This is a genomic window from Pseudomonas sp. MH9.3 (assembly GCF_034354675.1).
GTDB lineage: Bacteria > Pseudomonadota > Gammaproteobacteria > Pseudomonadales > Pseudomonadaceae > Aquipseudomonas.
Genome location: NZ_CP133785.1, coordinates 4,665,224 through 4,682,282 on the forward strand (window position 1 = coordinate 4,665,224; position 17,059 = coordinate 4,682,282).

The following is a 17,059-nucleotide window of genomic DNA, read 5'->3' on the forward strand; positions in this document are numbered from 1 at the left end:
AGTCTGATAAGCGATTACCCATGACGACTCGTACCCGTATCCTCACCGGCATTACCACCACCGGCACGCCGCACCTGGGCAATTACGCCGGTGCGATTCGCCCGGCGATCCTCGCCAGCCAGGACGCCAATGCCGACTCCTTCTATTTCCTGGCCGACTACCACGCCCTGATCAAGTGCGATGACCCGCAGCGCATCCAGCGCTCGCGCATGGAAATCGCCGCGACCTGGCTGGCCGGTGGCCTGGATGTGAACCGGGTGACGTTCTATCGCCAGTCCGACATCCCGGAAATCCCCGAGCTGACCTGGCTGCTGACCTGCGTGGCGGCCAAGGGCCTGCTCAACCGCGCCCACGCGTACAAGGCTTCGGTGGACAAGAACGTGGAGGCCGGCGAAGACCCGGATGCGGGCATCAGCATGGGCCTGTACAGCTACCCGGTGCTGATGGCAGCGGACATCCTGATGTTCAACGCGCACAAGGTGCCGGTCGGTCGCGACCAGATCCAGCACGTGGAGATGGCCCGGGATATCGGCCAGCGTTTCAACCACCTGTTCGGCAAGGGCAAGGAGTTTTTTACCATGCCCGAGGCGCTGATCGAAGAAAGCGTTGCCACCTTGCCGGGCCTGGATGGCCGCAAGATGTCCAAGAGCTACGACAACACCATCCCGTTGTTCACCAGCGCCAAGGACATGAAGGACGCGATCTCGCGCATCGTCACCGATTCCCGCGCACCGGGCGAAGCCAAGGATCCGGACAATTCACACCTGTTCACCCTGTACCAGGCGTTTGCCAGCAAGGCCGAGGAAGAACAGTTCCGCGCTGAGTTATTACAGGGCCTGGGCTGGGGCGAGGCGAAGAACCGCCTGTTCCAACTGCTCGACGGCCAGCTTGGCGAAGCCCGCGAGCGTTATCACACGTTGATGTCGCGCCCGTCGGACATGGAAGACCTGCTGCTGGTGGGCGCGAAGAAGGCCCGTGCCGTGGCCGCACCGTTTCTGGCTGAACTGCGCGAGGCCGTTGGCCTGCGTTCGTTCGTCGAGCAGGCTGCAGCACCGGTCGCGACGAAAAAGAAAGCCGCGAAAACCGCGCGTTTTGTAAGCTTCCGCGAAGACGACAGTTTCCGCTTTCGTCTCCTGGCCGCCGATGGCGAGCAGTTGCTGTTGTCGCGCAACTTCGCCGATGGCAAAGCGGCGGGCGCGGTAACCAAGCAATTGCACAGCGGCGACGCGCTGGACGTGCGCAATGAAGGCTTGGCCTTCAGCGTATGGCTGGACGGCAACCCGGTGGCCGACAGTGCCGAGTTCGCCGACGAAGCGTCACGCGATGCCGCCATCGCCGCCTTGCGCATTGCGTTGACCCCCCTCGAGGATTAACCCGACCAAGGGTTGATTGCCATTATCCAGGGCCGTCGTTACAGTGACGGCCCGTTTTTGTTGCCTTGCTAACGAAATTATGACGCCCCTAGAACGATATCAAGCTGATCTGAAACGCCCTGAATTCTTCCATGATGCGGCGCAGGAAAATGCCGTGCGTCATTTGCAGCGCCTGTACGACGACCTCGTCGCGGCTTCGCAGAACAAGCCCGGGATGCTCAGCAAGCTGTTTGGCAAGAAAGACCAGACGCCGGTCAAGGGCCTGTACTTCTGGGGCGGCGTCGGCCGGGGCAAGACTTACCTGGTGGACACCTTCTTCGAAGCGCTGCCGTTCAAGGAAAAGGTGCGCACGCACTTTCACCGCTTCATGAAGCGCGTGCACGAAGAGATGAAAACCCTGCCTGGCGAGAAAAACCCGCTGACCATTATTGCCAAGCGCTTTTCCGACGAAGCCAAGGTGATCTGCTTCGATGAATTCTTCGTCTCCGACATCACCGACGCGATGATCCTCGGCACCTTGATGGAAGAGTTGTTCAAGAACGGCGTGACCCTGGTCGCCACCTCGAACATCGTGCCCGACGGTTTGTACAAGGACGGCCTGCAGCGTGCACGCTTCCTGCCGGCCATTGCGCTGATCAAGCAGAACACCGAAATCGTCAACGTCGACAGCGGCGTCGACTACCGCCTGCGTCATCTCGAGCAAGCGGAGTTGTTCCACTTCCCGTTGAACGAAGCGGCCCACGAAAGCCTGAAGAAAAGCTTCCGCGCGCTGACGCCGGAATGCACCCAGGCGGTGGAAAACGACAAGCTGATGATCGAGAACCGCGAAATCATCGCCTTGCGTACCTGCGACGACGTGGCCTGGTTCGAATTCCGCCAACTGTGCGACGGCCCCCGCAGCCAGAACGACTACATCGAACTGGGCAAGATCTTCCACGCGGTGATCCTCAGCGGCGTGGAACAGATGAGTGTGACCACCGACGATATTGCGCGGCGGTTCATCAACATGGTCGATGAGTTCTACGACCGTAACGTCAAGCTGATCATCTCGGCGGAAGTCGAGCTCAAGGATCTCTACACCGGCGGTCGCCTTAATTTCGAGTTCCAGCGCACCCTGAGCCGTTTGCTCGAGATGCAGTCCCACGAGTTCCTGTCGCGCGGGCACAAGCCGTAAGCAGTTTCCAGAGCTGTGGAGTTTTAATGTGGGAGGGGGCTTGCCCCCGATAGCGGTGAATCAGTCAGTGCATCATTGGCTGACAGACTGCTATCGGGAACAAGCCCCCTCCCACATTGGTTTTGTGTCTATCCCCAATTAAGCCGCTTGCTGGAATTGCTGGCGGTATTGGTTCGGTGAAAGTTCGGTGTGCTGCCTGAACAACCGCGCGAAGAAGCTCGCATCGTCATACCCCACCTCATAGCTGATGGTCTTGATGCTCTTGCGGCTGCCCGAGAGCAGGCCCTTGGCCGTCTCGATTCGCAGGCGTTGCAGGTAGTGCAGCGGCTTGTCGCCGGTGGCGGTCTGGAAGCGGCGCATGAAGTTGCGAATGCTCATACCGTGTTCGCGGGCCACGTCTTCGAAGCGAAACTTGTCGGCGAAATGCTCTTCGAGCCAGTGCTGGATCTGCAGGATGATCACGTCCTGGTGCAGCTTCTGCCCGCCAAAGCCAATGCGTCCCGGCGAATAATTGCGCTGCACCTCATAGAGGATGTCGCGGGCCACGGCCTGGGCGATATTGGCGCCGCAGAAGCGTTCTATCAGGTAGATGTAGAGGTCGCAGGCCGAGGTGGTGCCGCCGGCGCAATACAGGTTGTCGGCGTCGGTCAGGTGCTTGTCCTGATTGAGGTGCACCTGGGGAAAGCGCTCGCTGAAGGCCGTGAAGAAGCGCCAGTAGGTGGTCGCCTCCTTGCCATCGAGCAGACCGGCTTCGGCCAGCCAGAACACCCCGGTGGCCTCGCCGCAGAGTACGGCGCCGCGTGCGTGTTGTTCGCGCAGCCACGGCAGCACTTGCGGGTAGCGGGTGCACAGGGTCTCGAAGTCGTCCCAGAAGGCCGGCAACACGATGATGTCGGCGTCTTCCAGGCCGCCGTCCACCGGCATGATCACATCGCTGAAGCTGCGCACCGGTTGGCCGTCGGGGCTGACCAGGCGGGTTTCGAAGCCCGGGGTCAGGCCCAGGCCCTGCTGTTTGCCGTAGCGCAGGCTGGCGAGGTGAAAGAAATCCTTGGCTTGCATGAGCGTGGACGCGAACACCCGGTCAATGGCCAGGATGCTGACGCGCCGCAACGGCGTGGAGGCTTGGTTGGACATGATTTCATTTATTCTTATAGGGGAAAGTGGTCACCAGACGGCTGGATCGTCTTATTTTTCGTCGTGTGTGTCCAGTGCCCCGTGACGCCATCGAAAGCAGCTCCCCTGCGTGTTCACACATCAAGTGTGGAAGGGGCTTGCTCCCGATGGCGGTCTACTGATCAATCAGGGTGCAGGGTTAGGGTGCTCCTTCTGAATCGCCTCAATCCCTTCCAGCACTTCCTTCGACAGCGTCAGCCCGGCACTGGCAATGTTACTGTCCAGTTGTGCAAGGCTTGTGGCGCCAATGATATTGCTGGTCACGAACGGCTGTTGCGTGACGAACGCCAGGGCCATCTGCGCCGGGTCCAGGCCGTGTTCCCGTGCCAGCGCCACATAGCGGCTGCATGCCGCTTCCGACTGCGGGTTGAAATAGCGGCTGAAGCGGCTGTATTCCGTCAGCCGCGCCTTGGCCGGGCGCGCGCCGTTTTCATATTTGCCGCTGAGCATGCCGAACGCCAGCGGCGAGTAGGCCAGCAAGCCGCACTGTTCGCGAATCGCCACTTCCGCCAAGCCTACTTCAAAGCTGCGGTTGAGCAGGTTGTAGGGGTTCTGGATCGACACCGCGCGCGGCCAGCCGCGGGCTTCGGCCAGGGCCAGGAATTTCATGGTGCCCCATGGGGTTTCGTTGGACAGGCCGATGTGGCGGATCTTGCCGGCCTTGACCTGCTCGTCCAGCGCTTCGAGGGTTTCCTCCAGCGGGGTGATGTCCGGCTGATCCTCGTGCTGGTAGCTCAGCTTGCCGAAGAAGTTGGTGTTGCGCTCCGGCCAGTGCAGTTGATACAGATCGATCCAGTCGGTTTGCAGGCGCTTGAGGCTGGCGTCCAGCGCCTGGACGATGTGGGTGCGGTTGTGTTTGAGGTTACGGTCGCGGATATAGTCGATACCGTTGCCGGGGCCGGCGATTTTGCTGGCGAGGATCCAGTCGGCCCGGTCGCCGCGGCTTTTGAAGTAGTTGCCGATATACCGCTCGGTGGTGGCATAGGTGTCGGCCTTGGGCGGCACCGGGTACATTTCGGCGGTATCGAGGAAGTTGATCCCGGCCGCCTTGGCCCGCTCGATCTGTGCGAAAGCCTCTGCCTCGCTGTTCTGCTCACCCCAGGTCATGGTGCCCAGGGCTATCGCGCTCACGTTCAGATCCGTACGGCCCAGCTGTCGATAATCCATCGGGTACTCCTTGCAGGGAAAACAATCATAAAAGCAGGTTGAATTTTTTTTCGCAATCTGCATAATTGCCCACCTCTTTCTGCAGTGGAAGTGATGCGCCGTCTGCCGAAGAATCTTGCCGTTGAACGGACGCGCCGACCCGAGCCCCCGATAGCGTCTGTATCCGGCTGCCTTTGACTTGTCAAAGTACGCACTATTCAGTAAGATCCGCCGTCTAATTTACAGGGCGGCCCCTGAGGCTATTAAAGAATGACAACTTTTACTGCAAAACCGGAAACAGTTCAGCGCGACTGGTTTGTCGTCGACGCCGCTGGTCAGACCCTGGGTCGTCTGGCCACTGAAGTCGCCAGCCGTCTGCGTGGCAAGCACAAGCCTGAGTACACCCCTCACGTTGATACCGGTGACTACATCGTGATCATCAACGCTGAGCAGGTACGTGTTACCGGCAACAAAGCGCAAGACAAAATGTACTACCGTCACTCCGGTTTCCCAGGCGGTATCAAGTCTTCCAACTTTGAAGGCCTGATCTCCAAGAAGCCTGAAGCCCCGATCGAAATCGCGGTCAAAGGCATGCTGCCGAAGGGCCCACTGGGTCGCGATATGTTTCGCAAGCTGAAAGTCTATGCGGGCGCTGTACACCCTCATGCTGCTCAGCAGCCCCAAGAACTGAAGTTTTAACGGAATAGTTCATTATGTCGGCGACTCAAAATTACGGCACTGGCCGTCGCAAAACCGCAACCGCACGCGTTTTCCTGCGTCCGGGCACTGGTAACATCTCGATCAACAACCGCACTCTGGAAAATTTCTTCGGTCGCGAAACTGCCCGCATGGTAGTTCGTCAGCCGCTGGAACTGACCGAGACCGTTGAAAAGTTCGACATCTACGTCACTGTTATCGGTGGCGGTGTAAGTGGTCAGGCTGGCGCAATCCGCCACGGTATCACTCGCGCTCTGATGCAGTACGACGAAACCCTGCGTGGCGCTCTGCGCAAAGCTGGCTTCGTGACTCGCGATGCCCGTGAAGTTGAACGTAAGAAAGTCGGTCTGCGTAAAGCGCGTAAGCGTCCGCAGTACTCGAAGCGTTAATTCGCTTTACGTTCCACAAAAACGCCCAGTCTCCTCACGGAGCTGGGCGTTTTTTATTGCGCGGATTTTTCGTATTTTTTGCCGTGACAACATGCCGCGTCCTTATACTTCAAGGGCTGCTGGCTGGGCTCAGGGACATTCCCTATTCATCAGTCTGGCTTTTAACTACCATCCGACAACATTTTTACAGACAGACATTCAACGCTGAGCAGGTGCCTGATTTAGCAGGCTATAGAGCCGATGGGGAGAGGACTGAATGAGCAATGACGGCGTGAATGCAGGCCGGCGCCGCTTCCTGGTAGCAGCCACCTCCGTGGTGGGCGCTGCAGGAGCGGTCGGTGCTGCGGTTCCGTTCGTGGGGTCATGGTTCCCCAGTGCCAAGGCGAAAGCTGCGGGCGCGCCGGTGAAGGTGAATGTCAGCAAGATCGAGCCAGGGCAGCAGATGATTGCCGAGTGGCGCGGCCAGCCGGTGTTCATTGTGCGCCGTACGGAGGAAATCCTGAGGAACCTGAAAACCCTGGACGGCCGGCTGTCTGACCCCACCTCCGAGCATTCCGACCAGCCCGCCTACGCCAGGAATCAAGTGCGTTCGATCAAGCCCGAGATTCTGCTGCTGGTCGGTCTGTGTACTCACCTGGGTTGCTCACCTTCCTTTCGCCCTGAAGTAGCACCGATCGACCTGGGCAAGGACTGGGTCGGCGGCTACTTCTGTCCGTGTCACGGTTCCCACTACGACCTCGCCGGGCGCGTCTACAAGTCCCAGCCTGCGCCGCTGAACCTGCCCGTACCGCCGCATTCCTACGAAACGGACGACCTGATTGTCATTGGCCTCGACAGGGAGAATGGGTGATGAGCAAGTTCATGGACTGGATCGACGCGCGCTTCCCCGCCACCAAAATGTGGGAAGACCACCTCAGCAAGTATTACGCGCCGAAAAACTTCAACTTCTTTTACTTCTTCGGCTCCCTGGCGCTGCTGGTGCTGTTCAATCAGATCATCACCGGCGTCTGGCTGACGATGAGCTACACACCCACGGCTGAAGAGGCGTTCGCCTCCGTTGAAGGCATCATGCGTGACGTCAACCACGGAGCCATCATTCGCCTGCTGCACGCCGTGGGCGCTTCGATGTTCTTTATCGTCATCTACCTGCACATGTTCCGTGGCCTGCTCTACGGTTCCTACCAGAAGCCCCGCGAGCTGGTGTGGGTGTTTGGCATGCTGATCTACCTGGCGCTCATGGCCGAAGCCTTTATGGGTTACCTGCTGCCATGGGGGCAGATGTCGTACTGGGGCGCCCAGGTGATCATCTCGCTGTTCGGCGCGATCCCGGTGATTGGCAGCGACCTGGCCCAGTGGATCCGGGGCGACTACCTGGTCTCCGGCATCACCCTGAACCGTTTCTTCGCCCTGCACGTAGTGGCCCTGCCGATCGTGATCCTGGGTCTGGTGGTGCTGCACATTCTGGCGCTGCATGAAGTGGGGTCCAACAACCCGGATGGTGTGGACATCAAGCAGCACAAGGACGAGAACGGCATCCCGCTGGACGGCATTGCGTTTCACCCGTACTACACCGTGAAAGACCTTGTGGGCGTGGTGGTATTCCTGTTCGTGTTCTGCTCGATCGTGTTCTTTTTCCCGCAAATGGGTGGTTATTTCCTCGAGAAGCCCAACTTCGAGCCTGCCAACGCGTTCAAGACGCCTGAGCACATTGCTCCGGTGTGGTACTTCACGCCGTTCTACGCGATCCTGCGCGCCATCCCCGACAAACTCATGGGCGTGATCGCCATGGGCGCGGCCATCGCCGCGTTGTTCGTGCTGCCCTGGCTTGACCGCAGTGCGGTCAAGTCCATGCGCTACAAGGGCTGGCTGAGCAGGATCTGGCTGTGGCTGTTCTGCATTTCGTTCTTGACCCTGGGCGTGCTGGGGCTACTGGCGCCGACGCCTGGGCGCACGGTGCTGGCACAGGTCTGCACCTTTCTGTACTTCGCCTACTTCATGCTGATGCCGTTCTACACCCGGTTCGAGAAAACCAAACCGGTACCGGAAAGGGTGACGGGCCGATGAAAAAACTATTCATGGCATTGATGGTGGCGGCGCTGCCGCTGCTGGCCTGCGCCGCCGAGCAAGGCGCGCCGTTGGAGCACGTCGACATCGACGTGTCCGACAAGGCCGCCATGCAGGACGGCGCGCGCACCTTCGTCAACTATTGCATGGGCTGCCACAGCGCCAAGTACCAGCGCTATGAGCGCGTGGCCGACGACCTGGGCATCCCTCACGCACTGATGCTGGAGAAGCTGGTGTTCACCGGCGCCAGGATCGGCGACCACATGGACATCGGCATGCAGCCTGCGGACGCCAAGGCCTGGTTTGGCGCGGCACCGCCCGACCTGACCCTGGTGGCCCGGGTTCGTGGCACCGATTGGCTGTACGGCTACCTCACGTCGTTCTACGAAGACCCGGCCCGGCCATGGGGCGTGAACAACAAGGTCTCCCCGAATGTGGGCATGCCGAACGTTCTGGTCGGCCTGCAGGGTCGCCAGGTGTTAGGATGCACGCAGGTTCAGGTCGTTGAAGACGGCAAGAAGCACTATGATCCGTTGACCGGCACGCCGCTGACCCACCAAGCGTGTGATCAACTGACCATCGTGCCCAACACCGGTAAGCTGAGTGAAGCGCAGTTTGACGAGAAGGTCAGAAACCTGGTGACCTTCCTGGCCTATTCGGCCAACCCGGTCAAATTGCAGCACCAGCGCATCGGTACGTACGTCTTGCTTTACCTGGCTTTCTTCTTTGTATTCGCCTATCTGCTCAAACGTGAATACTGGAAGGATGTGCATTGATCCAACCGTGAGCAATTGCTGTTAATCTTGCGCGCCCAGCGGCTTCTCTGACTACACGGCGACCCGGTTGAACCGGATGCTGCAGAGAATCCCCCTGGGCGCGCTCGTTTTTGAGCTTTCGATAATTTCAACAAGCGAGGAGGACCGCCATGGGCGTGACCAACCGGTTGGCCTGTTACTCCGACCCCGCCGACCACTATTCCCACCGAGTACGCATCGTGCTCGCAGAGAAGGGTGTCAGCGCCGAGATCATCAGTGTGGAAGCGGGTCGTCATCCGCCGAAGCTGATCGAAGTGAACCCTTACGGCAGCTTGCCCACCCTGGTCGATCGTGACCTGGCGTTGTGGGAGTCGACCGTGGTGATGGAATACCTGGATGAGCGTTACCCGCATCCGCCTTTGCTGCCGGTGTATCCGGTGGCGCGTGCCAACAGCCGCCTGCTGATTCATCGGATCCAGCGCGATTGGTGCGGGCTGGTGGATGTGATCCTCGATTCGCGCAGCAAAGAGGCCGCCCGTGTCGTGGCGCGCAAGGAATTGCGCGAGAGCCTGACAGGCGTTTCGCCGTTGTTCGCGGATAAACCTTTTTTCCTCAGCGAGGAACAAAGTTTGGTGGATTGCTGCCTATTACCCATACTCTGGCGCTTGCCGATTCTGGGCATTGAACTGCCACGGCCGGCCAAGCCGTTGCTTGATTACATGGAGCGCCAATTTGCGCGTGAGGCTTTCCAGGCGAGTCTGTCTGGTGTCGAACGCGACATGCGCTAAGGCCTAAGGAGCCGTTGATGAACTCCAGTCGACCCTATTTGGTCCGCGCGCTCTACGAGTGGATTGTGGACAATGATTGCACCCCGCACATGCTGGTCAATTCCGAATTCCCCAAGGTGGATGTGCCGCAGGGTTTTGCCAGTGACGGACAAATTGTGCTGAACGTATCACCCAGTGCCGTGCGCCACCTGCACATGGACAACGAAGCCGTCAGCTTCGAAGGGCGTTTCGGCGGTGTGCCGCATACGCTGTTCGTGCCGATTGGCGCCATCCTCGGCATCTACGCCCGGGAAAATGGCCAGGGCATGGTCTTCGATCTGGAATCGCCTTTCGAGGACGAGCCGTCCATCGAAGGCGAGGGCGGTAATGATCTACCGCCGCCGGATTCGGAACCCCCGCGCCCCAGCGGCCGGCCGAGCTTGAAAGTGGTGAAGTAAAAGGTTTGTCCTTGCGGACGCACCGAATCAATGCCCCGGCGTGTGTCGGGGCATTTTTTTGCGCGCAGGATAGGGGTGAAAGTCGCGCCTGGACGGTGATCGTACAACCACCATGGGCTATGATGCGTGCTCAAGCTCACCGAGAAAGATGATTCATCATGGAAAACGCCAGCGCCGCCCCTCGTCTTCCCCGCAAGCGCCGCAGCCTTGCCCAGGAATTGGTCACGGTGTTGTCCGAGCAGATCCGTGACGGCCAGCTCAAGCGCGGTGACAAGTTGCCCACCGAGTCGGCGATCATGGACGCCCATGGCGTCAGCCGCACGGTGGTGCGCGAAGCCATCTCGCGCCTGCAGGCGGCGGGGCAGGTGGAGACCCGCCACGGCATCGGCACGTTTGTGCTGGATACGCCAAGCCCCAGCGGCTTTCGCATTGACCCGGCCACCGTGGTGACCTTGCGTGACGTACTGGCGATCCTCGAGTTGCGTATCAGCCTGGAAGTGGAGTCGGCAGGCCTGGCGGCCTTGCGCCGTAGCGATGAGCAACTGGCGGCCATGCGCGCTGCCCTCGACGCGCTCAACGAGAGCGCTGCCCACGCCGGCGATGCGGTTGCCTCGGACTTTGCGTTTCACCTGGAAATCGCCCTGTCCACCGGCAACCGTTACTTCACCGACATCATGACCCACCTGGGTACCAGCATCATTCCGCGAACCCGCCTGAATTCGGCGCGTCTGGCCCATGACGACCAGCAGCATTACATGGTCCGCCTGAGCCGCGAACACGAAGAAATCTACGACGCCATCGCCCGCCAGGATTCGGACGCAGCACGCGCCGCGATGCGCCTGCACCTGACCAACAGCCGCGAACGCCTGCGCCATGCCCATGAAGAGGCAGAGGCGCAGCGCAACTGAAGCAGAGGTTGCATGCGGTCAAAATGTGGGAGCTGGCTTGCCTGCGATGGCGATTTTTCGGTGTGCATATCCGGTGCTGCGGTAAAGGCGACTTAGGGTTCCGCCCTTACGGCGGCTCACTTTTGAAAAGCGCAAAAGTAAGCAAAACGCTCTTGCCCCAACACTCGGCACCTCGCTTAGGTTCGGCCAGCGTGTTTGACGGGGCGCCTCAGATCAAGATCAAGAGCGAGGCGGCCTGAGAGCCGACCGGGATTGTCTGCCGAACGCTGCACAAAATGTGGGAGCGGGCTTGCCCGCGAAGGCGTCGGCCCAGCAAACATTGACGTTGATTGACCCACCGCTTTCGCGGGCAAGTCGCACCGCCGCTCCCACAGGGGATCCGCGCTTAACTGACTGGCATCAGAGCAAGCCCCCTCCCTCATTGACTTCCATTGTCTGGAAAATCCCGCTGCACCCCCGTTGCGATGAATTGCAGTTGACGAATCCTTTTATGGTTGTACGATGACGTACGACATCACCACAACCAACAATAACCTTTCGACAGAAAGTCTTCGCCCAGGGTGTTCGAATAATGAATCCACAAGAACTGAAGTCCATCCTCTCCCACGGTCTGCTGTCTTTCCCGGTGACCGATTTCAACGCCCAGGGTGATTTCCACCAGGCGGGTTACATCAAGCGTCTCGAGTGGCTGGCCCCCTACGGCGCCACGGCCCTGTTCGCCGCCGGCGGCACCGGTGAGTTTTTTTCCCTGGCCGCCAGCGAATACTCCCAGGTGGTGAAAACCGCAGTCGATACCTGCGCCTCCAGCGTGCCGATTCTCGCCGGTGTGGGCGGTGCGACGCGCCAGGCCATCGAATACGCCCAGGAGGCCGAGCGCCTCGGTGCCAAAGGCCTGCTGCTGCTGCCGCATTACCTCACCGAAGCCAGCCAGGACGGGGTTGCCGCCCACGTTGAGGCCGTGTGCAAATCGGTCAAGATCGGCGTCGTGGTGTACAACCGCAACGTCTGCCGCCTGACTGCGCCGCTGCTGGAGCGCCTGGCCGAGCGCTGCCCGAACCTGATCGGCTACAAGGACGGCCTGGGTGACATTGAGTTGATGGTGTCGATCCGCCGTCGTCTGGGCGACCGTTTCAGCTACCTCGGCGGCCTGCCGACTGCAGAGGTTTACGCCGCTGCCTACAAGGCCCTGGGCGTGCCGGTGTACTCCTCGGCGGTGTTCAACTTCATCCCGAAAACCGCGATGGACTTCTACCACGCGATTGCCAAAGACGACCACGCCACCGTTGGCAAAATCATCGACGACTTCTTCCTGCCGTACCTTGATATCCGTAATCGCAAGGCCGGCTACGCCGTGAGCATCGTCAAGGCGGGTGCGAAGATCGCCGGCTACGACGCAGGCCCGGTGCGCACGCCGCTGACCGACCTGCTGCCGGAAGAATACGAAGCCCTGGCCGCGCTGATCGACAAGCAAGGCCCGCAATAACTTATCAACAAGGCCGCTGAGCAATCAGCGGCCTTTTGCGTCAGGAGAAGATTCGTGTCCCAAGCAAAGCGTTTTGAAAACTACATCAATGGCCAATGGGTAGCCGGTGCCGACTATTGCACCAACCTCAACCCGTCGGAGTTGTCCGATGTCATTGGTGAATACGCCAAGGCCGATGTCGCTCAGGTCAATGCGGCCATCGACGCCGCCCGCGCTGCGTTCCCGGCGTGGTCCACCTCCGGCATCCAGGCGCGCCATGATGCGCTGGATAAAGTCGGCAGCGAAATCCTCGCACGCCGTGAAGAACTCGGTACCCTGCTGGCCCGGGAAGAGGGCAAGACCCTGCCCGAGGCCATCGGTGAAGTGACCCGCGCCGGCAATATCTTCAAGTTCTTTGCCGGTGAATGCCTGCGCCTGTCCGGCGACTACGTGCCGTCGGTACGCCCGGGCGTCAACGTTGAAGTGACCCGCGAAGCCCTGGGCGTGGTTGGCCTGATCACCCCGTGGAATTTCCCGATTGCCATCCCCGCCTGGAAAATCGCCCCGGCCCTGGCCTACGGCAACTGCGTGGTGATCAAACCGGCTGAACTGGTACCCGGCTGCGCCTGGGCCCTGGCCGAGATCATCTCGCGCGCGGGCTTCCCTGCCGGTGTGTTCAACCTGGTGATGGGCAGCGGTCGCGTGGTCGGTGACGTGCTGGTCAACAGCCCGAAAGTCGATGGCATCAGCTTCACCGGCTCCGTGGGTGTCGGGCGCCAGATCGCCGTCAGTTGCGTGTCGCGCCAGGCCAAGGTGCAATTGGAAATGGGCGGCAAGAACCCGCAGATCATTCTCGATGACGCCGATCTCAAGCAGGCCGTCGAGCTGTCCGTGCAGAGCGCGTTTTACTCCACCGGCCAGCGCTGCACCGCATCGAGCCGCCTGATCGTCACCGCCGGTATTCACGACCAGTTCGTCGCGGCGATGGCCGAGCGCATGAAGTCGATCAAGGTCGGCCACGCCCTCAAAAGCGGCACCGACATCGGCCCGGTTGTGTCTCAGGCCCAACTGGACCAGGACCTGAAGTACATCGACATCGGCCAGAGCGAAGGTGCGCGGCTGGTGAGCGGTGGCGGTTTGGTGACCTGCGACACTGAAGGCTACTACCTGGCGCCGACGCTGTTTGCCGACAGCGAAGCCGCCATGCGCATCAGCCGTGAAGAAATCTTCGGCCCAGTCGCCAACGTGGTACGTGTGGCGGATTACGAAGCGGCACTGGCGATGGCCAACGACACCGAGTTCGGTCTGTCGGCGGGCATTGCGACCACGTCCCTGAAGTACGCCAACCACTTCAAGCGCCACTCCCAGGCCGGGATGGTGATGGTCAACCTGCCAACCGCCGGCGTGGACTATCACGTGCCGTTCGGTGGCCGTAAAGGCTCATCCTATGGTTCACGCGAGCAGGGCCGCTATGCACAAGAGTTCTACACCGTGGTGAAGACCAGCTACATCGGTTCGTAATACGCAACACCTGTGGCGCCCGCCTGGTGTGGGAGCTGGCTTGCCTGCGATAGCATTACCGGAGTGTGCCTGACACACCGCGGTGCCTGTATCGCAGGCAAGCCAGCTCCCACATGAAGCGGTGTGCGCAGCACAACTTGATTACCCGCAAAAAAAATAATTAGTGGGAGTACTTCTACATGCAAGCGACCAAGCCGACCCACGTCCGCTATTTGATCCTGCTCATGCTGTTCCTGGTGACCACGATCAACTACGCCGACCGGGCCACCATCGCCATCGCCGGCTCCAGCCTGCAAAAAGACCTCGGCATCGACGCGGTCACCCTCGGTTATATCTTCTCTGCATTCGGTTGGGCCTACGTGGCCGGGCAAATTCCCGGTGGCTGGTTGCTCGACCGGTTTGGCTCGAAGAAAGTCTATGCCTTGAGCATCTTCACCTGGTCGCTGTTCACCGTGCTGCAAGGCTATGTCGGTGAATTCGGTATCTCCACCGCCGTGGTCGCGCTGTTCATGCTGCGTTTCATGGTGGGCCTGGCCGAAGCGCCTTCGTTCCCCGGCAATGCCCGTATCGTGGCGGCGTGGTTTCCCACGGCCGAGCGCGGCACGGCCTCGGCGATCTTCAACTCGGCGCAGTACTTTGCCACGGTGTTATTCGCGCCGCTGATGGGCTGGATCGTCTACAGCTTCGGCTGGCAGCACGTGTTTATCGTGATGGGCGTGATCGGCATCGTCTTCTCGCTGGTCTGGCTGAAAGTGATCCACAGCCCGCGCCAGCACCCGATGATCAACGCCGCCGAGCTCGATTACATTGCGGCCAATGGCGCGATGGTCGACATGGATCAGGACAAGGGCAAAGGCAAGAAAACCGACGGTCCGAAGTGGGACTACATCCGCCAGTTGCTGACCAACCGCATGATGCTCGGCGTGTACCTGGGCCAGTACTGCATCAACGGCATCACCTACTTCTTCCTGACATGGTTTCCGGTGTACCTGGTGCAGGACCGTGGCATGACCATTCTCAAGGCCGGTTTCATCGCCTCGTTGCCGGCCATCTGCGGCTTTATCGGCGGTGTGCTGGGCGGGGTGATTTCCGACTACCTGCTGCGCAAGGGCCACTCGCTGACCTTCGCGCGCAAGGCGCCGATCATTGGCGGCCTGCTGATTTCCAGCAGCATCGTGGCCTGTAACTACGTGGATATCGAATGGATGGTGGTGGGCTTCATGGCCCTGGCCTTCTTCGGCAAAGGCGTTGGCGCACTGGGTTGGGCGGTGGTGTCCGACACCTCGCCCAAACAGATCGCCGGCCTCAGTGGCGGCTTGTTCAACACCTTCGGTAACCTGGCGTCGATCACCACGCCCATCGTGATCGGCTACATCATCAGCACCACCGGCTCGTTCAAATGGGCGCTGGTGTTCGTCGGTGCCAACGCACTGGTGGCGGTGTTCAGCTACCTGGTCATCGTCGGCCCGATCAAGCGTGTAGTCCTCAAAGAGCCGCCAAGCAAGGGGCCAGCGTTGACCAACCTAACCGAAGCGCATTCCTGAGAGGCCCCGTGATGCAATTGATTGAACATGCCGACTCGCCGCGCTCGATCCGTTTGCACGAGCGCGACAACGTGGTGATCGTGGTCAATGACCAGGGCGTCCCGGCCGGGACCGAGTTCCCGGACGGCCTGGTCACCGTGGATTTCATCCCCCAGAGCCACAAGGTGACCCTGGAAGATATTCCCGAAGGCGGTCAGATCATTCGCTATGGCCAGACCATCGGTTACGCCCTGGCGCCGATCCCGCGCGGCAGTTGGGTGCAGGAAGACCAGCTGCGCATGCCCACCGCGCCGCCATTGGACAGCCTGCCACTGTCCTCCGAGGTGCCCGAAGCCCAGGCGCCTTTGCAAGGGTTCACGTTCGAGGGCTATCGCAACGCCGACGGTACCGTGGGCACGCGTAATATCCTCGGCATCACCACCACGGTGCAGTGCGTCACCGGTGTACTCGACCACGCGGTCAAGCGCATCAAGGACGAACTGCTGCCCAAGTATCCTCATGTCGATGATGTGGTGGCGTTGACCCATAGCTACGGCTGCGGTGTGGCGATCACGGCGACGGATGCCTACATCCCGATCCGCACCGTGCGCAACCTGGCGCGCAACCCGAACCTGGGCGGCGAAGCGCTGGTGATCAGCCTGGGCTGCGAGAAACTGCAGGCCGGGCAGGTGATGCATGAGAACGACAGCTCGGTCGACCTGAGCGAGCCGTGGCTGTATCGGCTACAGGATTCCAGTCACGGGTTCACCGAAATGATCGAGCAGATCATGGCGCTGGCCGAAACCCGCCTGAAAAAACTCGACCAGCGCCGCCGCGAAACCGTGCCGGCGTCCGAGCTGATCCTGGGCATGCAGTGCGGCGGCAGCGATGCGTTCTCCGGCATCACCGCCAACCCGGCGCTGGGCTATGCCTCGGACCTGCTGTTGCGGGCCGGCGCCACGGTGATGTTTTCCGAAGTGACCGAAGTCCGTGATGCCATCTACCTGCTCACGTCGCGCGCGCAAACGAAGGAAATTGCCCAGGAGCTTGTGCGGGAAATGGACTGGTACGACCGTTACCTGGCCAAGGGCGAGGCCGACCGCAGTGCCAACACCACGCCGGGCAACAAGAAGGGCGGGTTGTCGAACATTGTCGAGAAGTCCCTGGGCTCCATCGTCAAGTCCGGCAGCAGCGCGATCAACGGCGTGCTGGGCCCCGGCGAGCGCTTCAAGAGCAAGGGCCTGATCTTTTGCGCGACGCCGGCCAGCGACTTTGTGTGTGGCACCTTGCAACTGGCGGCGGGCATGAACCTGCACGTGTTCACCACCGGACGCGGCACGCCCTACGGGCTGGCGATGGCGCCGGTGGTCAAGGTGTCGACGCGCACGGAGCTGGCGCAGCGCTGGCCGGACCTGATCGACATCGACGCCGGGCGCATCGCCACCGGGCGTGCGAGCATCGAGGAACTGGGCTGGGAGTTGTTCCACTTCTACCTGGACGTCGCCAGCGGCAAGAAACAGACCTGGGCCGAGCATCACAAGCTGCATAACGACATTACCTTGTTCAACCCGGCACCGATTACCTGAGACCGCGTCGCCTGCATCGGGAGCAAGCCCCTCCCACATTTGA

General features: G+C 60.6%; 16 protein-coding genes. 14 read left to right on the top strand and 2 right to left on the bottom strand.

Annotation, left to right across the window (positions count from 1 at the left end):
- Window positions 1-20: 20 nt before the first annotated feature.
- Together RHM60_RS20670 and zapE are read left to right on the top strand one after the other, a co-directional pair.
- Window positions 21-1,373 (top strand): tryptophan--tRNA ligase, encoded by a 1,353-nt coding sequence (locus tag RHM60_RS20670; protein ID WP_209988570.1) that lies wholly within the window; start codon window positions 21-23, stop codon window positions 1,371-1,373.
- A gap of 79 nt (window positions 1,374-1,452) precedes the next feature.
- Window positions 1,453-2,547: a cell division protein ZapE gene (gene zapE / locus RHM60_RS20675; protein ID WP_322212649.1), complete on the top strand. Its 1,095-nt coding sequence runs from the start codon at window positions 1,453-1,455 to the stop codon at window positions 2,545-2,547.
- A 138-nt stretch (window positions 2,548-2,685) separates the two neighbouring features.
- On the opposite strand, the gene RHM60_RS20680 is transcribed toward zapE, so the two are convergent.
- A complete protein-coding gene (locus tag RHM60_RS20680) occupies window positions 2,686-3,606 on the bottom strand; it encodes a GlxA family transcriptional regulator (RefSeq protein WP_209990659.1) in 921 nt (306 codons plus the stop codon).
- 240 nt (window positions 3,607-3,846) lie between these two features.
- Window positions 3,847-4,887 (bottom strand): NADP(H)-dependent aldo-keto reductase, encoded by a 1,041-nt coding sequence (locus tag RHM60_RS20685; RefSeq protein WP_209988573.1) that lies wholly within the window; start codon window positions 4,885-4,887, stop codon window positions 3,847-3,849.
- 249 nt (window positions 4,888-5,136) lie between these two features.
- On the opposite strand from RHM60_RS20685, the gene rplM reads away from it, so the two are divergent.
- From rplM to garD, 12 genes are all read left to right on the top strand, one after another.
- Window positions 5,137-5,565: a 50S ribosomal protein L13 gene (gene rplM / locus RHM60_RS20690; protein WP_003171742.1), complete on the top strand. Its 429-nt coding sequence runs from the start codon at window positions 5,137-5,139 to the stop codon at window positions 5,563-5,565.
- Between the two features lie 14 nt (window positions 5,566-5,579).
- A complete protein-coding gene (gene rpsI / locus RHM60_RS20695; protein WP_003216038.1) occupies window positions 5,580-5,972 on the top strand; it encodes a 30S ribosomal protein S9 in 393 nt (130 codons plus the stop codon).
- Between the two features lie 256 nt (window positions 5,973-6,228).
- Window positions 6,229-6,822: a ubiquinol-cytochrome c reductase iron-sulfur subunit gene (gene petA / locus RHM60_RS20700; RefSeq protein ID WP_322212650.1), complete on the top strand. Its 594-nt coding sequence runs from the start codon at window positions 6,229-6,231 to the stop codon at window positions 6,820-6,822.
- Window positions 6,822-8,036, top strand: coding sequence for a cytochrome bc complex cytochrome b subunit (locus tag RHM60_RS20705; protein ID WP_322212651.1), 1,215 nt, complete (start codon window positions 6,822-6,824; stop codon window positions 8,034-8,036). The genes petA and RHM60_RS20705 overlap by 1 nt, the downstream gene beginning before the upstream one ends.
- On the top strand, window positions 8,033-8,812 hold the full coding sequence (locus tag RHM60_RS20710; RefSeq protein WP_322212652.1) for a cytochrome c1: 780 nt from the start codon (window positions 8,033-8,035) through the stop codon (window positions 8,810-8,812). The genes RHM60_RS20705 and RHM60_RS20710 overlap by 4 nt, the downstream gene beginning before the upstream one ends.
- Window positions 8,813-8,961: 149 nt before the next feature.
- Window positions 8,962-9,579, top strand: coding sequence for a glutathione S-transferase N-terminal domain-containing protein (locus RHM60_RS20715; protein ID WP_032886246.1), 618 nt, complete (start codon window positions 8,962-8,964; stop codon window positions 9,577-9,579).
- A 17-nt stretch (window positions 9,580-9,596) separates the two neighbouring features.
- A complete protein-coding gene (locus RHM60_RS20720; protein WP_322212653.1) occupies window positions 9,597-10,016 on the top strand; it encodes a ClpXP protease specificity-enhancing factor in 420 nt (139 codons plus the stop codon).
- 158 nt (window positions 10,017-10,174) lie between these two features.
- Entirely contained in the window at window positions 10,175-10,924 is a 750-nt protein-coding gene (locus RHM60_RS20725) for a FadR/GntR family transcriptional regulator (RefSeq protein WP_209988589.1), read from the top strand.
- A 571-nt stretch (window positions 10,925-11,495) separates the two neighbouring features.
- Window positions 11,496-12,407, top strand: coding sequence for a 5-dehydro-4-deoxyglucarate dehydratase (gene kdgD, locus RHM60_RS20730; RefSeq protein ID WP_209988592.1), 912 nt, complete (start codon window positions 11,496-11,498; stop codon window positions 12,405-12,407).
- 54 nt (window positions 12,408-12,461) lie between these two features.
- A complete protein-coding gene (locus tag RHM60_RS20735; protein ID WP_209988595.1) occupies window positions 12,462-13,907 on the top strand; it encodes an aldehyde dehydrogenase family protein in 1,446 nt (481 codons plus the stop codon).
- Between the two features lie 179 nt (window positions 13,908-14,086).
- The gene (locus tag RHM60_RS20740) at window positions 14,087-15,451 is read left to right on the top strand and encodes an MFS transporter (RefSeq protein ID WP_209988598.1); all 1,365 of its coding nucleotides are present in this window, start codon (window positions 14,087-14,089) and stop codon (window positions 15,449-15,451) included.
- Window positions 15,452-15,462: 11 nt separating this feature from the next.
- Window positions 15,463-17,016, top strand: coding sequence for a galactarate dehydratase (gene garD / locus RHM60_RS20745; protein ID WP_322212654.1), 1,554 nt, complete (start codon window positions 15,463-15,465; stop codon window positions 17,014-17,016).
- The last annotated feature ends 43 nt before the right edge of the window (window positions 17,017-17,059 follow it).